At 60.1% G+C, this 20,953-nt stretch carries 31 protein-coding genes and 8 tRNA genes; 17 read left to right on the forward strand and 22 right to left on the reverse strand.

The genetic code is table 11. The features are described 5' to 3' along the window. Positions 1–8: 8 nt before the first annotated feature. The 22 genes from ACQEVY_RS25400 to ACQEVY_RS25505 form a co-directional block, all read right to left on the reverse strand. The gene (locus tag ACQEVY_RS25400; protein WP_432951765.1) at positions 9–422 is read right to left on the reverse strand and encodes a hypothetical protein; all 414 of its coding nucleotides are present in this window, start codon (positions 420–422) and stop codon (positions 9–11) included. Continuing rightward, positions 422–727, reverse strand: coding sequence for a hypothetical protein (locus ACQEVY_RS25405; RefSeq protein ID WP_432951766.1), 306 nt, complete (start codon positions 725–727; stop codon positions 422–424). Before ACQEVY_RS25405 ends, ACQEVY_RS25400 begins: the two co-directional genes overlap by 1 nt. A 302-nt stretch (positions 728–1,029) precedes the next feature. Then, the gene (locus ACQEVY_RS25410) at positions 1,030–1,620 is read right to left on the reverse strand and encodes a hypothetical protein (RefSeq protein ID WP_432951767.1); all 591 of its coding nucleotides are present in this window, start codon (positions 1,618–1,620) and stop codon (positions 1,030–1,032) included. Between the two features lie 78 nt (positions 1,621–1,698). Continuing rightward, the gene (locus tag ACQEVY_RS25415) at positions 1,699–2,085 is read right to left on the reverse strand and encodes a hypothetical protein (RefSeq protein WP_432951768.1); all 387 of its coding nucleotides are present in this window, start codon (positions 2,083–2,085) and stop codon (positions 1,699–1,701) included. After that, positions 2,082–2,444, reverse strand: a complete 363-nt coding sequence (locus tag ACQEVY_RS25420; protein ID WP_432951769.1) for a hypothetical protein — start codon at positions 2,442–2,444, stop codon at positions 2,082–2,084. The genes ACQEVY_RS25415 and ACQEVY_RS25420 overlap by 4 nt, the downstream gene beginning before the upstream one ends. Continuing rightward, on the reverse strand, positions 2,441–2,761 hold the full coding sequence (locus ACQEVY_RS25425; protein ID WP_432951770.1) for a phage head completion protein: 321 nt from the start codon (positions 2,759–2,761) through the stop codon (positions 2,441–2,443). The genes ACQEVY_RS25420 and ACQEVY_RS25425 overlap by 4 nt, the downstream gene beginning before the upstream one ends. Further along, on the reverse strand, positions 2,754–3,323 hold the full coding sequence (locus ACQEVY_RS25430) for a phage gp6-like head-tail connector protein (protein ID WP_432951771.1): 570 nt from the start codon (positions 3,321–3,323) through the stop codon (positions 2,754–2,756). Before ACQEVY_RS25430 ends, ACQEVY_RS25425 begins: the two co-directional genes overlap by 8 nt. Before the next feature lie 34 nt (positions 3,324–3,357). Then, positions 3,358–4,410: a hypothetical protein gene (locus ACQEVY_RS25435; protein ID WP_432951772.1), complete on the reverse strand. Its 1,053-nt coding sequence runs from the start codon at positions 4,408–4,410 to the stop codon at positions 3,358–3,360. Between the two features lie 17 nt (positions 4,411–4,427). Beyond that, positions 4,428–5,009 (reverse strand): hypothetical protein, encoded by a 582-nt coding sequence (locus ACQEVY_RS25440; protein ID WP_432951773.1) that lies wholly within the window; start codon positions 5,007–5,009, stop codon positions 4,428–4,430. 69 nt (positions 5,010–5,078) lie between these two features. Beyond that, positions 5,079–6,506, reverse strand: a complete 1,428-nt coding sequence (locus tag ACQEVY_RS25445; protein ID WP_432951774.1) for a phage portal protein — start codon at positions 6,504–6,506, stop codon at positions 5,079–5,081. A 3-nt stretch (positions 6,507–6,509) separates the two neighbouring features. Next, entirely contained in the window at positions 6,510–8,072 is a 1,563-nt protein-coding gene (locus ACQEVY_RS25450) for a hypothetical protein (protein WP_432951775.1), read from the reverse strand. 18 nt (positions 8,073–8,090) lie between these two features. Beyond that, complete coding sequence (locus ACQEVY_RS25455; RefSeq protein ID WP_432951776.1) at positions 8,091–8,516, reverse strand: hypothetical protein; 426 nt, start codon at positions 8,514–8,516, stop codon at positions 8,091–8,093. Next, positions 8,513–8,692 carry a hypothetical protein gene (locus tag ACQEVY_RS25460; protein ID WP_432951777.1) on the reverse strand — a complete coding sequence of 60 codons (180 nt, stop codon included), beginning with the start codon at positions 8,690–8,692 and terminating at the stop codon, positions 8,513–8,515. The genes ACQEVY_RS25455 and ACQEVY_RS25460 overlap by 4 nt, the downstream gene beginning before the upstream one ends. Positions 8,693–8,806: 114 nt before the next feature. Continuing rightward, positions 8,807–8,879, reverse strand: a tRNA-Pro gene (locus ACQEVY_RS25465). A gap of 38 nt (positions 8,880–8,917) precedes the next feature. Continuing rightward, positions 8,918–8,994: transfer RNA gene (locus ACQEVY_RS25470), tRNA-Cys, on the reverse strand. Between the two features lie 47 nt (positions 8,995–9,041). Beyond that, positions 9,042–9,114: transfer RNA gene (locus ACQEVY_RS25475), tRNA-Lys, on the reverse strand. A gap of 6 nt (positions 9,115–9,120) precedes the next feature. Further along, positions 9,121–9,193 (reverse strand) — tRNA-Met (locus tag ACQEVY_RS25480). A 4-nt stretch (positions 9,194–9,197) separates the two neighbouring features. Then, positions 9,198–9,269: transfer RNA gene (locus ACQEVY_RS25485), tRNA-Gln, on the reverse strand. Between the two features lie 6 nt (positions 9,270–9,275). Continuing rightward, positions 9,276–9,346: transfer RNA gene (locus ACQEVY_RS25490), tRNA-Pro, on the reverse strand. A gap of 56 nt (positions 9,347–9,402) precedes the next feature. Then, positions 9,403–9,474: transfer RNA gene (locus tag ACQEVY_RS25495), tRNA-Asn, on the reverse strand. A 5-nt stretch (positions 9,475–9,479) separates the two neighbouring features. Continuing rightward, positions 9,480–9,556: transfer RNA gene (locus ACQEVY_RS25500), tRNA-Phe, on the reverse strand. 22 nt (positions 9,557–9,578) lie between these two features. After that, the gene (locus tag ACQEVY_RS25505) at positions 9,579–9,911 is read right to left on the reverse strand and encodes an HNH endonuclease (RefSeq protein WP_432951778.1); all 333 of its coding nucleotides are present in this window, start codon (positions 9,909–9,911) and stop codon (positions 9,579–9,581) included. Between the two features lie 393 nt (positions 9,912–10,304). On the opposite strand from ACQEVY_RS25505, the gene ACQEVY_RS25510 reads away from it, so the two are divergent. The 17 genes from ACQEVY_RS25510 to nrdJ all read left to right on the forward strand — a co-directional run bounded on the left by ACQEVY_RS25510 (position 10,305) and on the right by nrdJ (position 20,805). After that, entirely contained in the window at positions 10,305–10,892 is a 588-nt protein-coding gene (locus ACQEVY_RS25510; RefSeq protein WP_432951779.1) for a hypothetical protein, read from the forward strand. Positions 10,893–11,480: 588 nt separating this feature from the next. Continuing rightward, positions 11,481–12,242: a RecB family exonuclease gene (locus tag ACQEVY_RS25515; RefSeq protein WP_432955384.1), complete on the forward strand. Its 762-nt coding sequence runs from the start codon at positions 11,481–11,483 to the stop codon at positions 12,240–12,242. 126 nt (positions 12,243–12,368) lie between these two features. Beyond that, the gene (locus tag ACQEVY_RS25520; RefSeq protein ID WP_432951780.1) at positions 12,369–13,202 is read left to right on the forward strand and encodes an AAA family ATPase; all 834 of its coding nucleotides are present in this window, start codon (positions 12,369–12,371) and stop codon (positions 13,200–13,202) included. A 47-nt stretch (positions 13,203–13,249) separates the two neighbouring features. Continuing rightward, positions 13,250–13,588, forward strand: a complete 339-nt coding sequence (locus tag ACQEVY_RS25525; RefSeq protein WP_432951781.1) for a hypothetical protein — start codon at positions 13,250–13,252, stop codon at positions 13,586–13,588. Continuing rightward, a complete protein-coding gene (locus tag ACQEVY_RS25530) occupies positions 13,588–14,025 on the forward strand; it encodes an endonuclease VII domain-containing protein (protein WP_432951782.1) in 438 nt (145 codons plus the stop codon). The genes ACQEVY_RS25525 and ACQEVY_RS25530 overlap by 1 nt, the downstream gene beginning before the upstream one ends. Continuing rightward, positions 14,018–14,293 carry a hypothetical protein gene (locus ACQEVY_RS25535; protein ID WP_432951783.1) on the forward strand — a complete coding sequence of 92 codons (276 nt, stop codon included), beginning with the start codon at positions 14,018–14,020 and terminating at the stop codon, positions 14,291–14,293. Before ACQEVY_RS25530 ends, ACQEVY_RS25535 begins: the two co-directional genes overlap by 8 nt. A gap of 38 nt (positions 14,294–14,331) precedes the next feature. Continuing rightward, on the forward strand, positions 14,332–14,622 hold the full coding sequence (locus tag ACQEVY_RS25540; RefSeq protein WP_432951784.1) for a hypothetical protein: 291 nt from the start codon (positions 14,332–14,334) through the stop codon (positions 14,620–14,622). Then, positions 14,622–14,780 carry a hypothetical protein gene (locus tag ACQEVY_RS25545; RefSeq protein ID WP_432951785.1) on the forward strand — a complete coding sequence of 53 codons (159 nt, stop codon included), beginning with the start codon at positions 14,622–14,624 and terminating at the stop codon, positions 14,778–14,780. Before ACQEVY_RS25540 ends, ACQEVY_RS25545 begins: the two co-directional genes overlap by 1 nt. A 97-nt stretch (positions 14,781–14,877) precedes the next feature. After that, positions 14,878–15,138 carry a hypothetical protein gene (locus ACQEVY_RS25550; RefSeq protein WP_432951786.1) on the forward strand — a complete coding sequence of 87 codons (261 nt, stop codon included), beginning with the start codon at positions 14,878–14,880 and terminating at the stop codon, positions 15,136–15,138. Continuing rightward, positions 15,032–15,664 carry a topoisomerase gene (locus tag ACQEVY_RS25555; protein WP_432955385.1) on the forward strand — a complete coding sequence of 211 codons (633 nt, stop codon included), beginning with the start codon at positions 15,032–15,034 and terminating at the stop codon, positions 15,662–15,664. Before ACQEVY_RS25550 ends, ACQEVY_RS25555 begins: the two co-directional genes overlap by 107 nt. After that, positions 15,661–16,080, forward strand: a complete 420-nt coding sequence (locus ACQEVY_RS25560) for a DUF3310 domain-containing protein (protein ID WP_432951787.1) — start codon at positions 15,661–15,663, stop codon at positions 16,078–16,080. The genes ACQEVY_RS25555 and ACQEVY_RS25560 overlap by 4 nt, the downstream gene beginning before the upstream one ends. Then, positions 16,077–16,463 (forward strand): hypothetical protein, encoded by a 387-nt coding sequence (locus ACQEVY_RS25565; RefSeq protein WP_432951788.1) that lies wholly within the window; start codon positions 16,077–16,079, stop codon positions 16,461–16,463. The genes ACQEVY_RS25560 and ACQEVY_RS25565 overlap by 4 nt, the downstream gene beginning before the upstream one ends. Beyond that, on the forward strand, positions 16,460–17,068 hold the full coding sequence (locus tag ACQEVY_RS25570; RefSeq protein WP_432951789.1) for an RNA ligase family protein: 609 nt from the start codon (positions 16,460–16,462) through the stop codon (positions 17,066–17,068). Before ACQEVY_RS25565 ends, ACQEVY_RS25570 begins: the two co-directional genes overlap by 4 nt. After that, positions 17,065–17,457: a hypothetical protein gene (locus ACQEVY_RS25575; protein WP_432951790.1), complete on the forward strand. Its 393-nt coding sequence runs from the start codon at positions 17,065–17,067 to the stop codon at positions 17,455–17,457. Before ACQEVY_RS25570 ends, ACQEVY_RS25575 begins: the two co-directional genes overlap by 4 nt. Next, the gene (locus tag ACQEVY_RS25580) at positions 17,454–18,263 is read left to right on the forward strand and encodes a metallophosphoesterase (RefSeq protein ID WP_432951791.1); all 810 of its coding nucleotides are present in this window, start codon (positions 17,454–17,456) and stop codon (positions 18,261–18,263) included. The genes ACQEVY_RS25575 and ACQEVY_RS25580 overlap by 4 nt, the downstream gene beginning before the upstream one ends. After that, the gene (locus tag ACQEVY_RS25585; RefSeq protein WP_432951792.1) at positions 18,260–18,811 is read left to right on the forward strand and encodes a hypothetical protein; all 552 of its coding nucleotides are present in this window, start codon (positions 18,260–18,262) and stop codon (positions 18,809–18,811) included. Before ACQEVY_RS25580 ends, ACQEVY_RS25585 begins: the two co-directional genes overlap by 4 nt. Then, positions 18,808–20,805, forward strand: a complete 1,998-nt coding sequence (nrdJ, locus tag ACQEVY_RS25590) for a ribonucleoside-triphosphate reductase, adenosylcobalamin-dependent (protein WP_432951793.1) — start codon at positions 18,808–18,810, stop codon at positions 20,803–20,805. Before ACQEVY_RS25585 ends, nrdJ begins: the two co-directional genes overlap by 4 nt. Positions 20,806–20,953: the final 148 nt, after the last annotated feature.

The raw sequence follows: 20,953 nt of genomic DNA on the forward strand, positions 1-20,953 counted from the left end.
GAGCCCCCTTAGACGCTGTTCAGCCGCCCAAAGAAGGTGGTGAGTTCTGCTGCATCGCTGAACTCGACCTTTGACGTGGGCTGCGGCTCCGGTTCACCGGGCCGTGGAATCGGTGCAGGAAACTCAAGGTCCCGTGCGTCCTCGTCAGGGACGTTGGCCTTGAGGAAAAGGAAGTTGGAAAGCTCAAGCGCGTCAGACATACGCGCGAGCAGGTATTCACGCTCAGACCACTTGGCACGTTCGTCCATGGCCATGAGAAGAGTTGAGCGTCCAGGCTTGTTCATCAGGGAATTGATGAGGACGCCGATACGACGCAAGGAAAGCCGTCCACGCCACAGGTTCAGGAGGTCGACCCCGAAGAACTCAAGCAAGTCAGCTTCTAGTTCATCGGGGAACTCCTGAATGACGCGGACGACTGCCATCAGTTTCCCGAGTCTTCATCCCGTCCCTGGGCCTCAGACATCGCCTTAGCGAACTCGCCGAAGTCCTCGATGTCTGGACGGGTCGAGAGATACGCCGCCCACTGATCCTCACCAAGGATGAGCTGAGTAGCAACCAGCTCGTCATCCGTCATCAGAACCTCAAGAGGGAAGTTCTTCGGGTGGGGAATCTTGAAGGTAAGTCCGCGGTGCTCGAACGTGGCAAAGGTCTTCTTGGCCTCAGCAGCAGCCGCAGCAACCTTCTTGGCGCCGTTCTTCTTTGGGCCAGACTTCTTCTGAGTGGACATGGGTACTCCTTGGGTGGGGTAAGAGAGAGATATGAGCGAGACGACCAATTGGCTTGACCACAGGGGCAATCTGATGACTGCGCCCGCCAGTGAGGAACCCACGGGATTTGGGGGTGACCGGCTTACCCACAGGCTTATGAAGCCGTCTGCGGGTCAGATCATCCAGGCGGTTTCCTGGTGTGGTCGGCGGATACCTGAGGTGCCGGGCCGTGGTGAAGTCGACTGTCCGGAGTGCGTAACTTTATTGGCGGAGGACGCCGCAGAGGCAGGGACGTAGCCCCGCCCCTGCTTAGAGGCGACTCTTAGGCAGCTGCAACGATGTCGTCGTTGGTCAGCACGTAAGCGAGCTTTCCGGCCGAGTCCAGTGCCTCAATCGTCAGCTCGTACTTACCGTTCTCGGTACGGCTGAGCTGGATAGCACCTCGGTCCGAAATCATCGCGCGAGGAATCACGCAACGGCTCCGAATGGCGCCCTGCTGCCAGTCCACGACGAGAGACAGTTCCTTCAGGTCCGGAGTGGACGAGAGGTCAAGCCGGAAAACTCCCGTGCCAACAGGAGTCGGGTCAGTCGACATGACCTCAACCCACTCAGCGCCCCAGAAAAGCTCAGTCGTAATCTCGTTGGTCTCCTGGAGAGTCGCCTTCACGCTGAAACTCGCAGAGGTGACGTTGTAGAGAACTGCCGTAGCCGACTGCCAGGCATTGACCGGCTGAGTCTCAATCGCGGGGGTGAGCGTCACGCCGCCCTCATCGACATAGCCGAGCGCCTTGTAACCGGTAGGCGGGGTGTCGACGGTGCCCAGGTCGACAGGCGGGGTAAGGCTCTCGCTCGCAGGCGCTACGTAGATCGCGCCGTTCGGCGCAAATCGAATCTTCTTTGCATCATTGGCCATATGGGATCTCCTCGGGGAAACAAAAAAGCCCCCGGAGACGGGGGCTTCAATCCGAGTCCTAGAGGCTCGGAGGGGTTGTCAGGCTGCGGTGTAGAAGACCGCTACTTGCCCGCAATACACGTGCTCGCGCGAGGACTCGTCAGGGTCGTACTTCGGGGAGTCGATCTCTTCGACGTCGAGCACCAGGGCGCCACCAACAGACGTGTTGGGCAGGGCCTCTAGGAACTTCTCGCGGACGAGAAGGACGAGATCAACGGCTTCCTTACGGTCCATCGAGTAAGCGGCGTACTCAACGTCAATCCGGTCCATCCGGTCTCGGACGACTCGGAAACCGCCCATGTGCTCTAGGTATATTGCGGTTTCGCCAGTGACATGGTTGTTGAGGTCACCCAGCACCGATCCATCAGGGATGTCCGTGAGGGAGTCGAGATAGGTGACCAGGAACTCAATCGGGTCAATCCTCATTGCACCCTCATTTTCAACAGGGCGCCCTTGAGGTACCTACGGCCCTTAACCCTGCGTCCCCGAGGAGTGGTGAACCCTCGCTCCTGGAGCATCGCGTGTCGGACCTTGGGATCGTCCTCGATCACGACGTTGCCGAACCAACCGTTGTGGTCGAGCTGGACGTACGCCTCAAGGTTCTTCTTGATGGCGTTCCAGGGAAGGGACCGGTGTCCCCTTCGGGGAGCGTCAGTGATGGCACGGTGCAGCAGCTCGCCTGTGTGCTTGGCTACCAGCTCCCGGACGCCAGGGAGGGCCAGGGCCTCGCGTTGCCAACCCTGATGGAGTGTCAACTTCGTACGGGCACCCTTGGGAGTGGTCATCGAAGTGCCCTCCAGATGGAGAGCTTCAGGTGCCGGCGGGACGTGTAGCCCCACCGTTCGGGCTCCCCGTCGACCTCGTACATGTGGCCATCGAGCTTGACTCTGTCGCCAGACGCGACGACGGCTGTATAGGGGACGAACAGCGAGAGCCGTTCCTGAGACTGGTCCCTCTCGGGGGAGTAGGACTCATACGCCCTATCCGGCTGGACACTGGCGAAGCCGTCCCAGACCTTCACGGCCTGGTCCCAGTCAGGGCGGCTGGTATACGCGTTCTTGACCTGTGTGGAGGTCCGCCAGACCTCCACCGGATCAGTCATGGACAACAACGGGCCCCCTCAGGTCGAGGACGGGCCCTTCCTTCCGAAGCGTCAGGGAACCAGCACCACCACGCCTGTACGGGCGGAGGCTGGTCCTGGTCGGCGGAGAGAGCGTCTGCGCCGAGCTGGCGCCTGAGAACTCAACCTCCACCTCTCCCACTCGCTCCCTCTCCACACCAGGGGAGAGAGCAAGCCAGCGGATCACTTCGGAACACGCAACAGCCCTGAGCGAAGCGGGAGTTACCTCGTAGCCCCAGGAGGCTGTGAGGGTCACCGCGGATTCGCCCCAGCCCGACTCACGGACGAGCTGACGGCCGTTGAATGAGTAGTCAGTCACGGCCTGGTCGTCCTGCTCGACAGCGGACACCGTGAGGAAGGTCAGATAGCGAGCGGGGACAGGGAGGACACAACCACCCTCCGGGTAGAGGGTGATGCTCTGGCCACTCCGCCTGTCCATGTCTCTGCCGCAGTAGTCCTCAACGAGGCCAGTCACGTCGACCAGGAAGGCGCTGACACGAGCTGTTTCGTCTGCGGCAATGGGCCGCCCAATACGGGCGGCCACATCGTCAACGGTAGCCAGAGGCAAAAGGGCCTCCTTACGCGCCGTTGTTAGCCGTGTTGTGGGTCGAGATCAGCGTCTCGACGTTCTGAGCCACAACGAGCTGTTCGGGCCGAATCACCTTCGCGTCGTAGATAACTCGCGACTTGATGGCGTTGGTGAACTTCACCTCGGGCTGGTACGCCTGCATCTCCGCGAACGGAACGATGAGCGAAACCGCAGCAGTCGAGCCCATGAACATGTCGACGCTGGAGAAGTCCGTGTGACGGTTCTTGACCAGCTTTTCAGTGCTCCGAGTGTGAGAGCCGAGGGTGTTCGCAACTCGAACCGGGACACCCAGAATGGTGCCGATAACGCCGGTCGGCATAACCGCGCCCCCACCGAAGTGAGAGGCATCAATGAACTTCGGGTCACGCAGAAGCGCAGACCGAAGCTTCGGGGAGATGAACAGGAACCGGTCCTGAGGGGCGCCCTTGATGTCGAGCTTTTCGAGCATCGACACGACGAAGTCATAGACGCTGATGTCGATGGCCGCCGAGAAGTCCCCGTCAACGATCTTGTCAATGGAGCCGTGCAGAGCAGGCAGACTGGTGACGGTGGCGTTGCGGTTCTCGGTGCCGTTCAGGTCCTTGCCAGCTACGGCCGCAAGAATCGTCTTGGCAATGAGGGAATCCATGGTGTTCGCCAGAGTCCGAGCGCGCTGCTTGATGAGGTTGCTCATCAGGTCAATGCCCGTCTTGGTCTGGAGCTGGTGCAAATTGTCAAGTTCCAGGTGGAAGCTCGAACCCTTCGCAACGGTCATCTTGATGTACTCAAGGGCCGCGTGGTCAGCCGTACCGATGGACCCGTATGCCTTGACAATTCCCTTGTCGGTCACGGTGTCAACGAAGTGAGGGATGCGAACAACGTCGCCCTCACGCCGGAACTCGCCCTCATACTGGCGATTCACGATCTCCGGGGAACCGAGAACGAGATTGTCATCCAGGTCCTCAAGGAGCTGGGAAGTCCAAATCTCGGGAATGAAATGGCCACCAGGGGCCTGAAGTGCACCGGCACCAGCGTTGTTACCGGCCTGAGTAGTAAAAGTCAATGTGGTACCTCTTTAGGTCAGAGGTCCCCCTTCATCAGTGCGTCGAGCTTGCCCGCCTTGCGGGCAGCAGCAATTTCCTGGGGAGACATTCGAGAAAGGGCGTCACGGCCGATCTGACCGGCTGCGTAAGAGCCGGAATCGCCCTGACGGCCAAGGCCAATCCCCTGGGCAAATTCGGGGGAGTTGGACGGCTTGGGGAGGGACGACACGAACGCCTTGATGGCGTCGGTATTCACCGCACCGTCAGCACCGACAAAGGCAGTGGTGTTGAGATATTCGGCGGGCGGAAGCGTCACACCAGCAGTCGCAGCCTGAACTCGAAGCTCAGCGTCAACGAGACGCGAACCGACCTCGGAGAGAGCCGCATTCCGCGCCTCGGTCCTCGCGGCCTCAATGGCCTTTTCGGCATCCGTCATCTGGGCTTCCTTCAGCGAAGAAAGCTCAGTGCGAGCTTCGTTGTAGTTCTTCTCGTTCTGACGAGAGAGGGCCTTCCACCGCTCGACATCTGCCTGAAGGGCTGCCACATCGGGCACGCCCTCAGAGGTCTTTGGGTCGGGGGTGTTCTGCTGGTCGTTCTGGTTCTGCGTGGTGTCGTCCATGGGAGCCTTCCATTTCGGTGGCATCAAAAAAGGCCCCCATTGCGGGAGCCGTCCTTGTGAGTGATTGAGTTATGCAGCCTTGCGGGCTGCGTTACCCGAGTTGCCCTGTGGGGCCTTGCGAGCCGTTGACTCGGCCTTAGCCTTTGGGTCATTGGGCTGTTCCGGCTGTGGGGCCGGGTACTTCTTCGCCAGTTCCATTGCGTCCTTGGCGTCTTGCTCCCGCATAGTGCGGAAGCGCTCGATCTGCTGCGGGGTATAACCCGCATCAAGAAGGAGTTGGTCTCTCGGGACACCGATCATCTGTGCCTTGAGAAGTGCGTCCATGTGCTGTGCTTCGGTCCTGTTCTCAGGATCACGCCAAATGACTTCAGCGCCGTGGGCTTCCGCCCTCTTGTCCTTGAGTACACGGAAGGCGAGGCGCATAATGCGCTCCCAAGCCTCTCCGAAATGCAGCATTCGCTCACGCGTCTTGGCGATCAGTCCGGCCTCAGCAGAAGTAATGGACTCGCCAGACGGAGCGGTACCGCCGTTCAACAGGAAGTAGTGGAACGGGATACGGGAGATAGAGGCCATATGCTGAACCAGCATGTTGACCAAGTTCACGTAGTTCTTCAGGTCTGCGGCTTCGAACTGGCCGAACTTCACCTCTGGGTTCTCGGCCTGGAGGAGCTTGTCAACGGCAACCTTGTAAGGCTCCATTGGTCGGCCCTGCTCGTCCTCCTGGATCTCAAGACCCGTCACGTAGCGCTGAGGCCAGGCGGCAAATTCAGATGCAACCAGCGCGTCAGCAACGGTCTTGTTGACCGCATCCTGAAGCGGGATGACAACCGCGAGGTCGGACAAGTGAGGGCCGGCAAGCCTGCTGCGATTCGGGATCGGCACAACGGGAGGTTCGACCAGAGGGTTAGGGGCTTCCTTGTAATCGCCCCATGCCCCAGTCATTCCGGTGCCTGTGTAGACCTTGCCGTTCCACCAGAGGGTGACGAACTCTCGGCCCCAGTCATCTGTGAAGAACTTCGCCGCGGCTTCGATATCCCAGCGTGAACCGGGCTTGTGCTGCACTACGACGCTTTCAGCGGACTCGACAGTGATTGTCGGCTGTCCGTCTGAGTCGGCCCAGACAACGGCGTAAGAGACTCCGTGGACCATGGCGTCAAGGTGGGCTGCATTCGACTCGGCATCCAGGTGGTTCCGCTGCCAAATCTCCCGAGCGTCCTTGTCTCCGCCTGGCTCGTCACTCATCTGGAAGCCGTCGATGAACATTCGCTCATTGACGCTGTCCACGATCAGGCCACAGAAGTTATCGGACCATGCCTCAAAGAGGCGTCCAAACTCACTCTGATACTTGGCCTGAGCGAACATCATCTTCTGATGCTTGCCGTCGTAGTAGTCCGAGCAGAACCGCAGATAGGTTCGGCGCCTGAGTAGCTTTGCGTGTAGCCAGTCGACCCAGCCCGAGGGCGTATTGGGTGGAGATCCAACTTCAATATCGGCCAACGGCTACCACCCCACTACTCTGGACCTCCGGATCTGCATACGGCCATCAGCGATGGCGTCTGCTCTCGCCTCAAGAGCGAGCACGGCACATACGGCAAGGTCGATCTTCCTTTTGGATCTCGGGCTGTCCTTCGTAATGAGGAGGCCCTGAGGTACTTCACGGGTCACGGCATTCAGGACGTGCCGGGTAAGGCGCGGGTCTCCGTCATGCTTCACATCGCCCACCATGGCGGCAGTGCGAAAACGCTCGACGGCTTGGACCATCCTCGTTGGCTTATTCGTCCAGAACTCAAAGACATAGTCCTCGCCATGCTCGATGGACCAACGGCCGATGTTCTCTTGCCAGTAAGGCGGGTCTCCGTAGAACCACTCAACGCGGTACGTCTTGAAGGCCGTATTCACGGCGGCCTCTACTGAGAGAACGTCGACTTCCCAGTCATCGGGAGCGTGCTCAGGACGCTCCCAGACACCGAGGACGAACAACTTCGCATCCCGCAAGCGGACTCCGACAAGGCCCGTAGCATCACCACGGATCGACCCGTCAAAGCCCACGGCTATCTGATCGCCGGGCTCTATAGGGTCGTCCTCGTCCAGGCAGGCATCCCATTCGGCCTTACTCATCCAGCCGTCTGAAGACTCGGCGATCTGGTTGAAGAAGAACCGGCAATAGGTGCTGTCAGGAGTCGTGCGGTCAAACAGGATGGTTCGCGTCAGGCCGTCGATGTCGGCCCATGTCGCGTCTCCATACGCCTCTATCAGGGACGCTCGAACCAAGGCTTCATCTCTGATGTCCTCAACGTCGATGGAGCCCTCTAGGCAGTCGTACAGCCAATACCCCTGAGTGACCATGTCGGACTCATGGATGATCTGGGCAACGCTGTCCTCGTTGGGGTTGTACGCATTCGTCGTACAGACCCAACGCGAACCCGCCTTAGTCGTCTTCTCAATGTTTCGCTTGATGGTCTGGTAGAAGTCCGGACCGCCATTGCTGGAAACCCAGTGGTGGACCTCGTCCATGAGTGCAAACGTCGGCCTGTTGCCCTCGTTGGTTCGGCCGGCAGTCGCTTTCGGCTTGATAGAGCCGGGCTTGCCAGACTTGAACTGGACGATGCTCTTACCGATGTCCAAGCCATACTCAGACTCTGCGGGAGACTCCGAGAGCATTCCTCGGATCATGTCTAGCGTCTGGTCCGTCTGGTCGAGCGCCGTAGCACCGATCTGCACAACAGGGAGAGGGACCGGCTTGCCGACTGGCAGCCCGAAGGCGTCGAAGTGGCTGAAGCGGCAGGGCCCGAGGAATTCCACGATGGCCAAGGCCGCGAGGAGAGGCGTCTTCCCCCAGCCCTTTGCGCGTCGAAGCGTGGCCGCGCTGTACGTCCAGGTTCCGTCTGGCCGGATGCTGTAGAACCACAACACAAAGCGCAGCTGCTCGGGTGTGAACTGCCAGGATTCCCCGGCTCGGTCTCCATCAGGCTGGACGATGTATTTCTGAGCCCAGCGAATGATCTGGTATCCCAGAGTCTCAGTCGGCTTCGGTACTCCTGCGGGGAGGTTTCCTGTCTGCACAGGGCCTCACCCGCCTATCTAGGAGCCGTTCAGCAGCTTGTAAAGCTCCTCGTCCATGTCGACCTCCGTAGGGGCCTCAGAAGGCGCCGCGGGCTCGTTCTCATCGGTCTTTTCGAAAGTCATTCGGAGTCGGGCGCGGTCCTCGACCGTTGCGCCCCACTTGGCAACTCGCTGCCGGATCTCACCGGCAAGCTTCAGGTCACCCAGGAAAAGGCCGTCAACGAGCTTCGTAGTCAGCTCAAGCTCGGCCCAGTCCGTCTCAGTCCATGCAGCTGTCTGCGGGGCCTGACTCCACGTCTTCCAAAAGCGCTTCGCGCCAGGGGTCGTGATGCCGAGCCCCTTCGGCAGCTCGCGGCCGGGCTGAGTGCCGGCGGGGAGCTGCTGCGCGTGCTGGTGAACGTTGCGGCGTGCCGCGTTCTCCTTGGGGGCTGGTCCTCTGGTCACAGCCGAACCCCCGGAGGGTCGACGTGCCGCACGGAGGCGGGGAGGTTGAAGAGGTCGCCCAGCTCCTCCAGTTCGAAGAGCGCATCCTGACGCCAACTGGCCTTGCGCTGTGCCCTGTTGGGCTGGTCAGCGGCCCTCAGGCGAGGGCCTTCGGGCTCGTCCTGGCCCTCGTGCATTGGTGCATCACTTCCTAGGGGTAACAACAACTTTGGAAGAGGCCGCGATCACGCTGCGGACGCTGCTAACGTCGGGGGGACCCCCCGGAACGCAGACCGGGGGGTTCTTCTCTGTCTAGTCAGCAGGGCTCGAACCTGCGGCCTCCCGCTCCCAAAGCGGGCGCTCTTCCGACTGAGCTATGACCAGGGGTGCCGTCCGGGTTCCGTCGTCGGACAGCAACAACATGCAGTGGGGCCGGATTCGAACCGGCGTCCCCCGATTGCGTCGGGTGCTTTGGGCCGCTGAGCTACCCTCACGTTGCCTTCATTTGGGCGTGCGCTGATCAGCCACACACGGAACGCCCCTATGTGAATCTGGAAGGACTCGAACCTTCGGCACCAGGGTTAAGAGCCCCGTGCTCTACCAACTGAGCTACAGATTCAGATAGTTGCGGGGACCGGACTCGAACCGGTGACCTTCGGGTTATGAGCCCGCTGCGCTACCAACTGCGCCACCCCGCTACGGCTCCCCGTCAAGGACTCGAACCCCAACTTCCGGGTCCAGGGCCCGGCGTGCTGCCAATTGCACCAACAGGGAAAGCTAGGCGCGCTACGGGATTCGAACCCGCGTTACCTCCTCCACGGAGGGTTCTTAGACCGCTAGAAGAAGCGCGCGTCTCCTCCGTCCCCTGATCAGGGGGAGTTTCAGAGACAGGGGAGCTACCCCACTGCTGACATGGCTGGACTCGAACCAGCAACCCGCGGATTAACAGTCCACTGCTCTGCCATTGAGCTACACGTCATTGAGTCGGCCCCACCGGACTTGAACCGGTGACCTCCGGGGTTTCAATCCGGCGCTCTTTCGCTTGACTGAGCTAGGGGCCGCTTCCCTCGCACAACGAGGGCATCAAGCTGTTCGTCTGTCCCGAAGTGTCTTAGCGTCGTGACACGGTTTGCACAGGGTTTGGGCGTTGTCGAGTGTCCACGTCCCGCCCTTGGCGATGGGTACAACGTGGTCGACCTCCAGGCGCTCACGCTCACCGCAGACGACACAAGCGAAGGCGTCTCGGGCTAGTGCCCTTGGCCTGATGTGTCGTTCCCAACGGCTATCCCGGAGCTGGTTCCTGACACTCTTGCGGGCCCAAGGACGCTGAGGCGGAGCGTGTTCGGCGCATCGGCCAGAGTGGCTAGTTTTCGCCGTGCATCCGGACACCAGGCAGATAGACGCAGCTCTTGGCATGAGTCCACCTGCCCCTGTTCGACTGATGTTCGGACTGTGATTCCGCCTTGACGCGGATGGGAGCTAAGGCGGGGGAGGCGGTCTTGAGTGGTGGCCCCGGAGGCTTCTATTCTGGCGCCGGGGCCACCGCCCCTTCTGGCTCTCTAACCTGGGCCGCTAGGACCATCAGGGAGACTCAACAGAGGGGAAGGCTCGCCTGTGGCGGCCTCACTCGCTCCACTGCTAAGGCAACTTGGCAGAGTCACTCAGGGTGAGATTGGTGTGACTGAAGTTACTTCTTAGCAGTAATGTTCTGTCTTTTGCTCTCACTAAGTATGTACGTGTCCTGTATGGCCATACCGGACGTAGGCCGGTCTGACTGAGACCTAGATCACACGACTGTGAAACGTTGGTGTGGAGGTGTTGCCGGTAGCGGTAGAGTGCGGCTACTCTCCGCGCGTCAACCCGCTGGAGGTGAGTGGAGCCGAAACAGACAACCGGGAGATTGGGATGAGGAAGCGCGTTCTTCCCGACAATGCTGAGCTTCTAAAGAAGGTCGAAGCTGGCATGACTCATGAGGACATTGCCAAGGAATACGGCGTTTCTCACCAAGCCGTTACTAAGCATTTCAATTCCATGGGTGAATACCGCAAGGGTCCTCAGTCGGATGTAACTTCCGTGCTCCCTTGGGACCTCTCCAATCACCCGCAAAAGCAGAAGATCAGTTGCCAGCGGTCGTTTCTAGGACTGAGGGCCTTCCTGCGGGAACGGATGGGCCTGGAGGTTTCCAGGCGGTCACAGCAAGACCTCAGGGCCTTCCTGAACCATGTGGAGCGCGGTGAGGTCCTGGAGCTGGACGACGCCGAGGGCGCCCGCTACGTGCAGCGTGACCCTGTGAGAGACGGATCACTCGTCATCCGGTGGCCTGCGAAGGTTCCGAAGGGCGACCGGACTGACCTGTTCCACTGGGAAGCAGGTCAGGACGTCGCTGACGATAGCTGACAAATCGTCAACAAGTTTGGCCCGAACAGGCTTCGACCTGCGAGGGCCCTTTTTGGTTGCGCGCTTCGAGGCAAGCGCTCTCTGTGATCCACGACACAGCAGTCTTCACATTTGCTTCACGACTTTGCAGGGTTACGCTCGTCTCACGGACGAGCTATCGCACAGTCGTTCGATGCACTGGATAAGGCAACGGGGAGCGTGTGGTGCTCATGGTTTTAGGGGGCGTGGCTTCACGTTGGAGGACAGGGGCGGAACTGCGACGGGCGATGGGGGAGGCCCTGCCCGTGCAGCGGGCGGACGTGTACGGCTCCGAGGCCCTGCGTATCAAGCGAGTGGCCACGCTGACGGTAGGGACGTACTTCATCGTCACTGAGTCAGATGTGTTGTTCCCGGAGGACCACACGGCCCTTCGGCAGCTTGACGGGGAGCTGGCAGGGCCCTGGAGAAAACGGGTTGCGGAAACCGACTTCTACAGTCACCCTCACAAATGGTTTCCGTTGTCCAACACGTTCCAGGTGCATTTAGTGCACCCGGAGTACAGGCCCGAATGGCAGGCGTATGGCAGACAGGCTCACGCGAGTTATGACTATGGCTCGCTCCGTAAGTCAGCGTGATCAGTACGACAAGTGCCCACACCAGTACGAACTACAGCGGGTCAGGGGAGTAACTCCTAGGCCCGCTGCTTGGTCTCATCAGGGATCGGCATTTCATGCGGCGATCGAAACGTACGAGGAAGGTGGTCGGAGGCTCACCGCGGATCAGGTTGCAGACCTCTTCCACGCGGATTACACGGCCCTCGTGAACAAGAGCCTCAAGGACGAGCCCAATCTAGACTGGTGGATGACAGCCGGCACCGATGGGCAGTCGGACATTGAGGCGAGGTACGTCCTCGGGATGGAGCAGACTCGTGCCTACGTCCGGTGGGCGGAGGAGAACGAGCCCGTCATCTGGAAGGACGAGCAGGGGCCGGGCATCGAAAGGCACTTGACGGCGGACCTCGCTGGGGTCACTGTTCAGGGCTACGTGGACCAGCTTCTAGCCAAGCCTGACGGCTCGGTGAGAGTGCGGGACCTCAAGACAGGCAGCACGAAGAGCAAGTTCCAGCTCCAGACCTATGGCGTTCTGGCGAGGAAAGTTCTGGGGGTGGAAGTCAATGACGCAGATTGGTACATGGCGCGGACGGGCAAGCCTTCAAGGCCCGTAGACCTCGCTGAGGTCACGGAGGAATACATTGCCGAGCAGTTCGTCAGCCTGGACCAGGGAGTGAAGGCAGGGGACTTCCCCGCCAGGCCGGGCTATCACTGTAGGTTTTGTGATGTCTCCCACGCGTGTTCAGCCCGGCGAGGGTAGAAACCTCGTTGCCTGAATGAGCGACCCTGGCTTACGCTCGAAGTAGAAGGACGCCCTCCGGGGCATTTTTTTGCCCCAGTAAGTTGCGTTACTGTCAAACGGCAGAAGTGGAAAGGAGGTGGATACATGTTTTCGCTGACGCAGTCGGTAGGGATTCGAGGGGCGGCCGGGGAGCCGATTCCCAACGCCTTCAAATCCCTCAAGCGACTCGAAGTCGAGTTCCGACGGGCCGAGCTGTCGCTAGTGGTCGCGGGCCCTGGTACGGGAAAGAGCCTGTTTGCGCTCTTCCTGGCCGTGGTGGCTAACGTACCGGTCCTGTACTTCTCCGCAGACTCCAGCGCGGCAACTCAGGTGGCCAGGGCCACGGCAATGATTACCGGCGAGGACTCCAAGGTCATCAAGGAGGCGCTCCTGGAAAGTGACTTCTCCGAGTACGAGGATGCTCTAGGAAAGCGCTGGTGGTCCCGATTTAACTTCTCCGCGCGGCCCACCCAGCAGGAGGTAGAGACTTATCTCTTGTGTTATCTAGAGGTCTACGGATGCACTCCTCATCTGCTAGTAGTGGATAACATCACGAACGTTGATACCGGCAATGTGGGCGATGCGGAGTCGTACACATTTGGTCTTGAGGGACTGTGTGAATACCTCTCTGAGATGGCCAGGGAGACGAATGCTCACGTCCTCGGGCTGCATCATGTGACGGGAGAGCACTCGGACGGACTCAGCCCCATTCCGTTGAGCGGAGTCAAGGGCAAGGTCCACCGTGTCCCCTCTCTCATCCTCACCATTCACAAAGAGGTTGACGGAATTAACTCCCGTATCCTCAATGTGAGCCCGGTGAAGAATCGCGAAGGATTCGAAGACTCCTCCGGGGGGACCTTCGCAAGCTTCCGCCTCAACCGCTCGAACCTGCGGTTGGAGGAGCTTGACGAGGAGCTTCCGGGTTCTTTCGCTGCTTAATAAGTTGCGTTACTGTCACCGAAGGGCGTACCTTGAAAATGGAAAGCATGGCAGCGGTTCAAGGCATCAAAGGCGGATTCAAGGCTGAGCGAGAATTCGGGTTTGCGCTCGATACACGCTTCCCTCAACTGGACCTGTCGGGGGTAGACACCGGGGGTGTTGCGATCGTGGTCGAGATCGACAACCCGAGGCGCCTGAACCTGCACCAGCTTTCCCGAGTTCTCATCGGTGCAGCCAAGGGGGGAGTCAGGACGGCTGTCATCGACTTCAAGGGCAGGAGCATGCAGGCGGCAATCCCGCTCTTCAACTTCTTCGCCCTGGTTGACGAGTACTCGCGACTCAAGGAAATGCGCAAGCTGGAGGCCGCCATAAGGACGGGGGTCTAATGGCGGCATCCCGAAAGGGATTCCGGGAGTGCGCAAAGTGTGGGAAGAACAGGTCTGAGAGGTTCTACACCTCCTCTCGGGGGAAGGTCTGTTCTTCCTGCCGCAAGACCAGTCGCCGGCAAGCAGCGCGTAACACGCGTATCCAGGCAACCTACGGGCTGACCGCCGAGGACTATCAGCGCCTCCTTGAGGCGCAGGGCGGCAAATGCGCAATCTGCCGAGAAACCCGTAAGACCAATCTGGCCGTGGACCACTGTCACAAGACAGAGGCGGTTCGCGGCCTTCTTTGTGCCCGCTGCAATAGCCAGCTCCTAGCACGGGGGGCTAGGGACCGGCCAGAGGTTCTACGGCGGGCCGCAGATTACCTAGAGGACTATCCGGCCTGGAAAGTTCTCGGACCCAGATACACCCACGACAAGGGGAATGAAAATGGCTGAGGCCAAGCGCACCACTGTTGAGAAGACCGTCACGAAGACCGAGAAGGTTCCGGCATACACGCTGACCCTCTCCAAGGACGAGGCCCTGGCGGTTATGGCCCTGGTAGGCAACGTCACGGGTGACAGCGTCGGGTCCCCGCGCAAGCACACGGATGCCGTTTACAACTCGCTCCGCAATGCGGGCCTGAGCCTTCTCGGCACTGACCTTCTGCGTCAGCTCAACGGCTCTCAGCGCTGGCTCACCGAGCCCAAGCGTTACTCGTACTGACTCCCCGCCCCTGAACACTCGACACTGAGGAACTGAAAATGGCTGAGGCTGCAAAGACGACCGTTTCCAAGACGATCGAGCGGGTTGAGAAGGTCCCTGCGATCACTCTCACTGTCTCCATCGAAGAGGCGGAAACGCTGATGGCCGTGGGCGCCAAGATCGGTGGCGACCCTGAGCACAGCCCGCGCAAGCACTACGCGGCTGTTACCGAGGCCCTCCGGGACGCTGGTGTTCGTGACTACATGGTGGGTGGTGAGCACCCCTTCAAGTACCTCGGGAGCGGGGCTCTGTTCTTCAGCAACAAGAAGTCTTCCGTCTTCCCCTTCTGATGAGCGACACGTACACGGGTTCTGACCCGTCGTTCTCCCGGAACTGGCGCGGCAACTACTTCACGTGGCAGGCCGCTGCCCGCAAGTACGACTTTCCGGTGACCGTAAGGCGTATCGGTGACAACGAGAAGCAGCCCGCCGAAGCCAGCAATCGCTAGGGTCCTGGCGCACTTCTACGGGCTGAATATCACGGCAACGAGGGGACGACAGAAAGTCTGTTGTCCCCTCCATGCTGACTCCAACCCGTCAGCGTCGGTGAATCTCGACACGGATCGCTGGAACTGCTTTGTCTGCAACCTGTCAGAGGACTCATATGCAGTGATCATGAGAGAGAGGAACTGTGGCTTCCTTGAAGCCCAAGAATTTGCACATCGCGAATTCGGTGGAGATAGCCAAGACGTACCACCAGATGTATCCGGGGAGCCCAGCCGAGGAGTACGTAACGGCTCGGGGCCTCGGGGAAGTCGCCGGCAAGTTCGGTCTGGGCTACGTCCTTTCGGCTCAACCTGGTCATGAGCGGTACGCGGGGAGCCTCTGCATCCCGTATCTCCGCCCGGCTGGTGGAGACGACGGAGTTGCTACTAACCGTTTCCGGTGCATCGCCGACGAGTGCGTAAAGGACTCTGACGGCTCGTACTTCTTCGAGAAGCGCATGAAGGAGAAGCACGACCACAAGGGAGGCAAATACATGAGCCTCCCCGGAGATCCACCGCGGCTCTTCAATACCAACGCGCTCATCCAGACAAGTGCGGTCCTGGTCGTCGTTGAGGGCGAATTCGACACGATGTCCTGGGACCTATCAGGAATCCCTTCTGTGGGGGCTCCTGGTACAGGCACATGGCGCGACTACTGGACGCCTGCACTCCTCGGTTACGAGACCGTCTTTCTCATCGCTGAGGACGGCCCTGGAGTCACGTTCATGGATGAGTTGGCGAGTGAACTGCCCAACGGCAAGGTCATTCAGATGACCGACGACTTGGACTCGAATGCGGTCCTTCTCGACTACGGGCCCGAGGCCCTGAAAGAACGGATCGGGTTGTGAAGCTCAAGATTGGCGACAAGGTCCGGATAGCCACTGGCGAACACTCCGGGCACAGAGGCCAAATAGCCAGCATCTCGGAGCGGTCTTCCGCTCCTCGCCCTTATTACGTCAAGGTCTATACCTCAATCGTCCGCTACGTCTGGTACGCGGAAGACGAGTTGCGGCCGGACCTGGACGCGAGAAATCCCCTGGGCAAGACGGATTCAGTCAACCACCCGAGCCATTACACCTGGTTGCCGAACGGCCTTGAGGTCATCGACCTCACAGAGCACCTGAATTTCAACCGGGGCAATGCCGTCAAGTACCTCGCTCGTGCCGGGCACAAGAACCCGGCTACTGAGCTGGAAGACCTCAAGAAAGCTCGTTGGTACGTCGACCGCGAGATTCAGCGCATTGAAAAGGGGCAGAGCAAGTGACTACCGAGACCATTCCAGCCATCACCAAGGAATCCATCAAGGCCACTCTTCGGGAGGTCGTGAAGGAGAACCCTGACAAGGTCTACGTGGCTCCGAAGCACATGGACCCCGAGGGCTTCGGGTCGTGCTTCTACGTCCACAAGGACGAGGAGGGCAACCAGCTCGGTGCCGGCTGCATCGTCGGCACGGTCCTTCACCGCCTGGGCATCTCCCTTGAGGCCCTGAGCCAGGTGGAAGGGCTGAGCGCTCCTGGCGCTCTGACGGGCCTTGATCTGGACCCTGACACACACATGGGCGCCCAGCTCCGCCGCGTCCAGATGGCGCAGGACAGGGGACACACCTGGGGCCAGGCGTACTACGCCGAGTTCGGGGAGCAGGCGTGACGGAGATCCAGTTTCAGAAGTGGCCCAAGACGGCCCGGATCTTCCGAGATTGCGTGATCACCGAGAAACTTGACGGCACTAACGCTGCTATCGGCATCGTGCCGGGCACCGACGAAACTGCCCTTCAGAACCTGGGCAATCACGTCAAGGTGGGCGATCGGCATTACTGCGTGTATGCCCAGTCCCGGAATCACATCATCACTCCGAAGGCGGACAGCTTCGGTTTTGCCGGATGGGTCTATAAGAACGCGGCCGGGCTGGTCGAGCTGCTGGGGGAGGGCCTGCACTTCGGTGAATGGTGGGGTGCTGGAATCCAACGCCGATATGGACAGGCGGGAAAAACCTTCTCCCTGTTCAATACGGGCAAGTGGTGGGGACTGAGCGCAACGCTTGGAGATGCAGACCTCAGCGTTGTTCCCACCGTTTACGAGGGCCCTTTCTCCACCATGGCAGTCGGCTTGGCAATGGCCAAGCTGAAGCGTGTGGGTTCTTTCGCGGCCCCCGGTTTCATGGACCCGGAAGGCGTATGCATTTACCACAAGGCCAACGGCACAGTTTTTAAGGCCACCTTTGAGCATGACCAGACCGGAAAGGACGCAAAGTGAGCACCGGTACCGACACCCTGACATTCTCTGACGAGGCCGTTCTGTCGAAACTGCGTGAGGTCGTGGCCGAGAAGCCCGATTACGCCTACTCGTCTCCGGAGTACATGCAGGAAGACGCAAACGACGATTCATGCTTCTACGTCCACAAGGATGAAGACGGCACGATCGTGAGTCCTGGGTGTGCAATCGGTGTTGTCCTTCACCGGCTCGGTATGCCACTTGAGGAACTGGTGAGGCACGAGGGCAAGACCGCTTACCAGCTCGTCAACGTTGCTGTCCCCGGCATCTCGACCAAGACCAGGGACACCCTCAACCGGATGCAGATGCATCAGGACAACGGAGAGACCTGGGGTGAGTCCTACGTGAAGGCCACGGGGGAGACTCTTTGAAGCGTGTAGTCGTCATCTCAGACCTTCAGGTTCCGTACCACGATCCGAAGGCACTGAACAATCTGATCGGTTTCATCGGGCACTACCAGCCCGATGAGCTGTACCAGATCGGTGACCTGAACGATTATGAAACCCCCTCGCGCTGGAATGAGGGGACGCGGTACGAATATCAGCAGCAGGTCAAGAGCGAGTCCGAGAAGACCAAGCGGGCGGTGTTCGAGCCGATCCGGGCTGTCTATGACGGCCCGTTCGGAATCCTGGAAGGCAACCACGACCTTCGTCCTCGAACGTATCTCAGCGCCAAGGCTCCGGCCTTGGCCGAGTACGCGAGTGACTTCCACTTCTCCAGGCTGCTGGACTTCGACGGCTTCGGCATCAGCCTGACTCCGCCGTTTCACAAGGTGGGACCGGATACCGCACTCATCCACGGGCACGAGATCAAGGGCCTGTCCAGCATCGCCGGCACCACTGCCTACGGGCACGCGAGCAAGGCCACCACAAATCTCGTCATGGGCCACACCCACCGGCTTGGCGTTCGACGCCATGGCCCCAGCCATCTCGGGGGAATGCGCTGGGGCTTCGAAGTCGGGCACATCATGGACCCGCGAAAGGCTCAATACCTCGGTCCTGGGGCCGTTGCAAATTGGCAAATGGGCTTCGGCATTTTGTACGTCGGAGACCACGACGTATCCCCCTATCCCATTGACATCCGTCGAGATGGCTCGTTCGTCGTGGAAGGCGAGCGTTACGGGAAGATCGTTCGAGGCGTCGGGGGACGCTTCGTGAAGAAGGGGGGCACCACGTGACTGAGATCGACTGGGCTCACGTGGCTGAGATCGCGGACAAGACCGCGAGATCAATAGCTTCGGCCTGGAGCGTCGTGGAGAAGGACGACGTGAAACAAGCGATCCTCCTCCATGCATACGAGCGTCGCACGCTCATCGAGAAGCACTATGAGGACTCGTTCCTCTGGGTGTTCTGTAAGACCGCTGGAAATCAGTACGCCTCAAAGGAACGAGACGCGAGGGACGTTGAGGACGGGAATTACTACTACACGCCCGATGAGGCGAAGTTGGCCCTTGCCACCTTCGTCTACTCGGACGAGGAGCTAGGTCAGATGCTGGGCAAGGAGGACGACCTTCTTTCCTGCCGTATCACTGACAATCTCGTCTCCGCTCGTCTTGATGCTTCTCTGGCGCTCAACCGGCTTCCCAAGACTCAGCGAGCCGTACTGATGCGGCGGTATGTCTTCGGGCTTCCGCCGAAGGACGACACGGAGCGGAAGGCGAGCAACCGCGGGCTCGACTCACTCGCCAGGCAAATGAACCGTGACCTACGAAAGGTGACTGCATGACGTCATTCCCGACCGAGACGGCCAAGACCGTCTATGAACGAACCTACTCTCGGGTGAAGCCCAATGGGCAGCAGGAGACTTGGGAGGAGACCGTTGAGCGCGTCGTTGACGGCAATCTCGGTCTCGTGCCCGAGCGGTACCAGGAGGAGGGCGAGCGGACTGCGCTGCTCGACCTGATCGGCTCCTTCAAGGTGCTGCCTGCTGGCCGGCACCTCAAGAGTTCAGGGGTGAACCCGTTTGCCCTGAACAACTGTTGGGCGGCTGGCTGGGACTCCGCGCATCCTTCGGAACACTTCACCTTCACCCTTCTCCGCCTGGCGGAGGGCGGAGGTGTGGGGGCTAACTACTCCTCCCGGTACTTCGAGGGCTTCCCCGAACTGGTCATCCCGGTAGAGGTCCACGTCGTCTGTGACCCGGACCATGCTGACTATCTCGACCTCGTTGAGGCTGGGCTGATCAGTACCGAGTACAGCCACGAGTGGACGGGCGCCTATCAGGTCCAGGACAGCCGTGAGGGCTGGGCTGAGGCCCTAGGGGACCTGATCCGTACAGCGCACGACCCGGCGACGCGTCACGCAGCTCGTGTCTACGACGTGAGCCGTGTACGGCCGAAGGGGAGCCCGCTGAAGCAGTTCGGCGGAACGGCCTCGGGACCTGAGCCCTTCGGCCGGATGCTCAAGGCCGTGGGCCAGGTGCTCAAGGAGGCGCACGGGCGCCCGCTGCACGGTATCGACGCCATGCGGATTGATCACGAGATCGCTCAGTGCATCGTCTCTGGTGGTGTCCGTCGATCCGCACGGATGAGCATCATGCATTGGCGGGACCCGCTCATCTGGTCGTTCCTTCAAATCAAGGCGGAGGGAGGGCACTGGACGACCAACATCAGTGTGGAGATTGACACCGACTTCACCCGTCTTCTCCGCAAGATGTCGAGTCCTTCCATGCCGATCCTCCGGGAGATCGCTAAGGGGATGCTTCGGAACGGTGAGCCGGGTGTGTGGAACTCGTCTCTGACGGCTGTTGGGGAAGTTGACGGCACTTACACCACGAATCCGTGCGGTGAGGCGACGTTGACCGCGTGGGAGCCCTGCAATCTGGGTTCCGTCAACCTCGGCGCGTTCGTGAGCGACTTGGGTGAGATCGACGACGACGGCCTGAGGAATGCGCACCGGTACCTCACGAGATACCTGATTCGAGCAACGTTTGCCAAGGTGGCTGATCCGAAGTCTGCTGAGGCCATTGCTCGATACCGGCGCATAGGCGTTGGGCATCTGGGCTTCGCTGACTTCCTGGTGAAGCTAGGAGTCAAGTACTCCAGGGCGGCGCAAGGCGGTATCGGTTTTGAGCTTGATGTCATGGCTCAGACCGTGAACCTTGCGGCAAGGGAGTACGCAAACGAACTCCGTATCCCTGTGCCGATCAAGACTCGGGTCATCGCTCCTACGGGAACCACTTCCAAGCTCGCCGGCACCTCGGGCGAGGCGGTACACGCTCCTTTCGCGGGCTACTTCAAGAGGCGCATACGGTTCAGTGACCTGGAACCTGCTGAGAAGGCTCAGGTGGAGGAGTACAGGCGCAAGGGTTACCACGTCGAGCCGGACAAGTACGCTGCGAATACCAGCGTCGTGACCATCCCGACGAAAGACCCGCTTGTTGATGCAGGGGGAGGAATCTTCCAGCACGCGGGAGACCTGACGCTGAGGGACATGCTTTCGGTCCAGGCTCTCTACCAGAAGCATTGGGCGGATCAGGCTGTGTCCTACACAGCCAACGTCGACCCGGAGGAGTACACGGTTGATGACCTCGTTGAGGCCCTGACTCCGTTCCTCTCCCAGCTCAAGGGAACCACCATCTTCCCTGAGCTGTCCTTCGAGCAGCCTCCGTATGAGCGCATCAGCAAGGAGGAGTACGAGGAGCTTGCGGCAGCCGTAGGCATCGAGAACTCGGATACCTCGTACGACGAAATCTGTGCCTCGGGCGCCTGCCCGATCTGAGGGCCCCTTTTTTCATGGAAAGTAAGTTGCGTTCCTGTCGTGTGTGGGCGCACTCTCAACAACGACGAAGAGAGCTGAATGAGCTTCCCGAATCCGTTCGATGGCGCCTCCCCGTGGGGCGAGCCGGAAACTCCCAAGGAGATCAAGC

The sequence above is a fragment of the Streptomyces sp. CA-288835 genome (assembly GCF_050936385.1).
Lineage (GTDB): Bacteria > Actinomycetota > Actinomycetes > Streptomycetales > Streptomycetaceae > Streptomyces.

What these genes read in the sequence shown, in the direction of transcription:
- ACQEVY_RS25440 (WP_432951773.1), bottom strand. Translation starts at nt 5,009, where the DNA reads ATGGACGACACCACGCAGAACCAGAACGACCAGCAGAACACCCCCGAC.
- ACQEVY_RS25545 (WP_432951785.1), top strand. Translation starts at nt 14,622, where the DNA reads ATGAGCGACACGTACACGGGTTCTGACCCGTCGTTCTCCCGGAACTGG.
- ACQEVY_RS25535 (WP_432951783.1), top strand. Translation starts at nt 14,018, where the DNA reads ATGGCTGAGGCCAAGCGCACCACTGTTGAGAAGACCGTCACGAAGACC.
- ACQEVY_RS25420 (WP_432951769.1), bottom strand. Translation starts at nt 2,444, where the DNA reads ATGACCACTCCCAAGGGTGCCCGTACGAAGTTGACACTCCATCAGGGT.
- ACQEVY_RS25555 (WP_432955385.1), top strand. Translation starts at nt 15,032, where the DNA reads ATGTATCCGGGGAGCCCAGCCGAGGAGTACGTAACGGCTCGGGGCCTC.
- ACQEVY_RS25460 (WP_432951777.1), bottom strand. Translation starts at nt 8,692, where the DNA reads ATGCACGAGGGCCAGGACGAGCCCGAAGGCCCTCGCCTGAGGGCCGCT.
- ACQEVY_RS25540 (WP_432951784.1), top strand. Translation starts at nt 14,332, where the DNA reads ATGGCTGAGGCTGCAAAGACGACCGTTTCCAAGACGATCGAGCGGGTT.
- ACQEVY_RS25400 (WP_432951765.1), bottom strand. Translation starts at nt 422, where the DNA reads ATGGCAGTCGTCCGCGTCATTCAGGAGTTCCCCGATGAACTAGAAGCT.
- nrdJ (WP_432951793.1), top strand. Translation starts at nt 18,808, where the DNA reads ATGACGTCATTCCCGACCGAGACGGCCAAGACCGTCTATGAACGAACC.
- ACQEVY_RS25515 (WP_432955384.1), top strand. Translation starts at nt 11,481, where the DNA reads ATGGCTCGCTCCGTAAGTCAGCGTGATCAGTACGACAAGTGCCCACAC.
- ACQEVY_RS25410 (WP_432951767.1), bottom strand. Translation starts at nt 1,620, where the DNA reads ATGGCCAATGATGCAAAGAAGATTCGATTTGCGCCGAACGGCGCGATC.
- ACQEVY_RS25425 (WP_432951770.1), bottom strand. Translation starts at nt 2,761, where the DNA reads ATGACTGATCCGGTGGAGGTCTGGCGGACCTCCACACAGGTCAAGAAC.
- ACQEVY_RS25415 (WP_432951768.1), bottom strand. Translation starts at nt 2,085, where the DNA reads ATGAGGATTGACCCGATTGAGTTCCTGGTCACCTATCTCGACTCCCTC.
- ACQEVY_RS25520 (WP_432951780.1), top strand. Translation starts at nt 12,369, where the DNA reads ATGTTTTCGCTGACGCAGTCGGTAGGGATTCGAGGGGCGGCCGGGGAG.
- ACQEVY_RS25405 (WP_432951766.1), bottom strand. Translation starts at nt 727, where the DNA reads ATGTCCACTCAGAAGAAGTCTGGCCCAAAGAAGAACGGCGCCAAGAAG.
- ACQEVY_RS25505 (WP_432951778.1), bottom strand. Translation starts at nt 9,911, where the DNA reads ATGCCAAGAGCTGCGTCTATCTGCCTGGTGTCCGGATGCACGGCGAAA.
- ACQEVY_RS25525 (WP_432951781.1), top strand. Translation starts at nt 13,250, where the DNA reads ATGGCAGCGGTTCAAGGCATCAAAGGCGGATTCAAGGCTGAGCGAGAA.
- ACQEVY_RS25530 (WP_432951782.1), top strand. Translation starts at nt 13,588, where the DNA reads ATGGCGGCATCCCGAAAGGGATTCCGGGAGTGCGCAAAGTGTGGGAAG.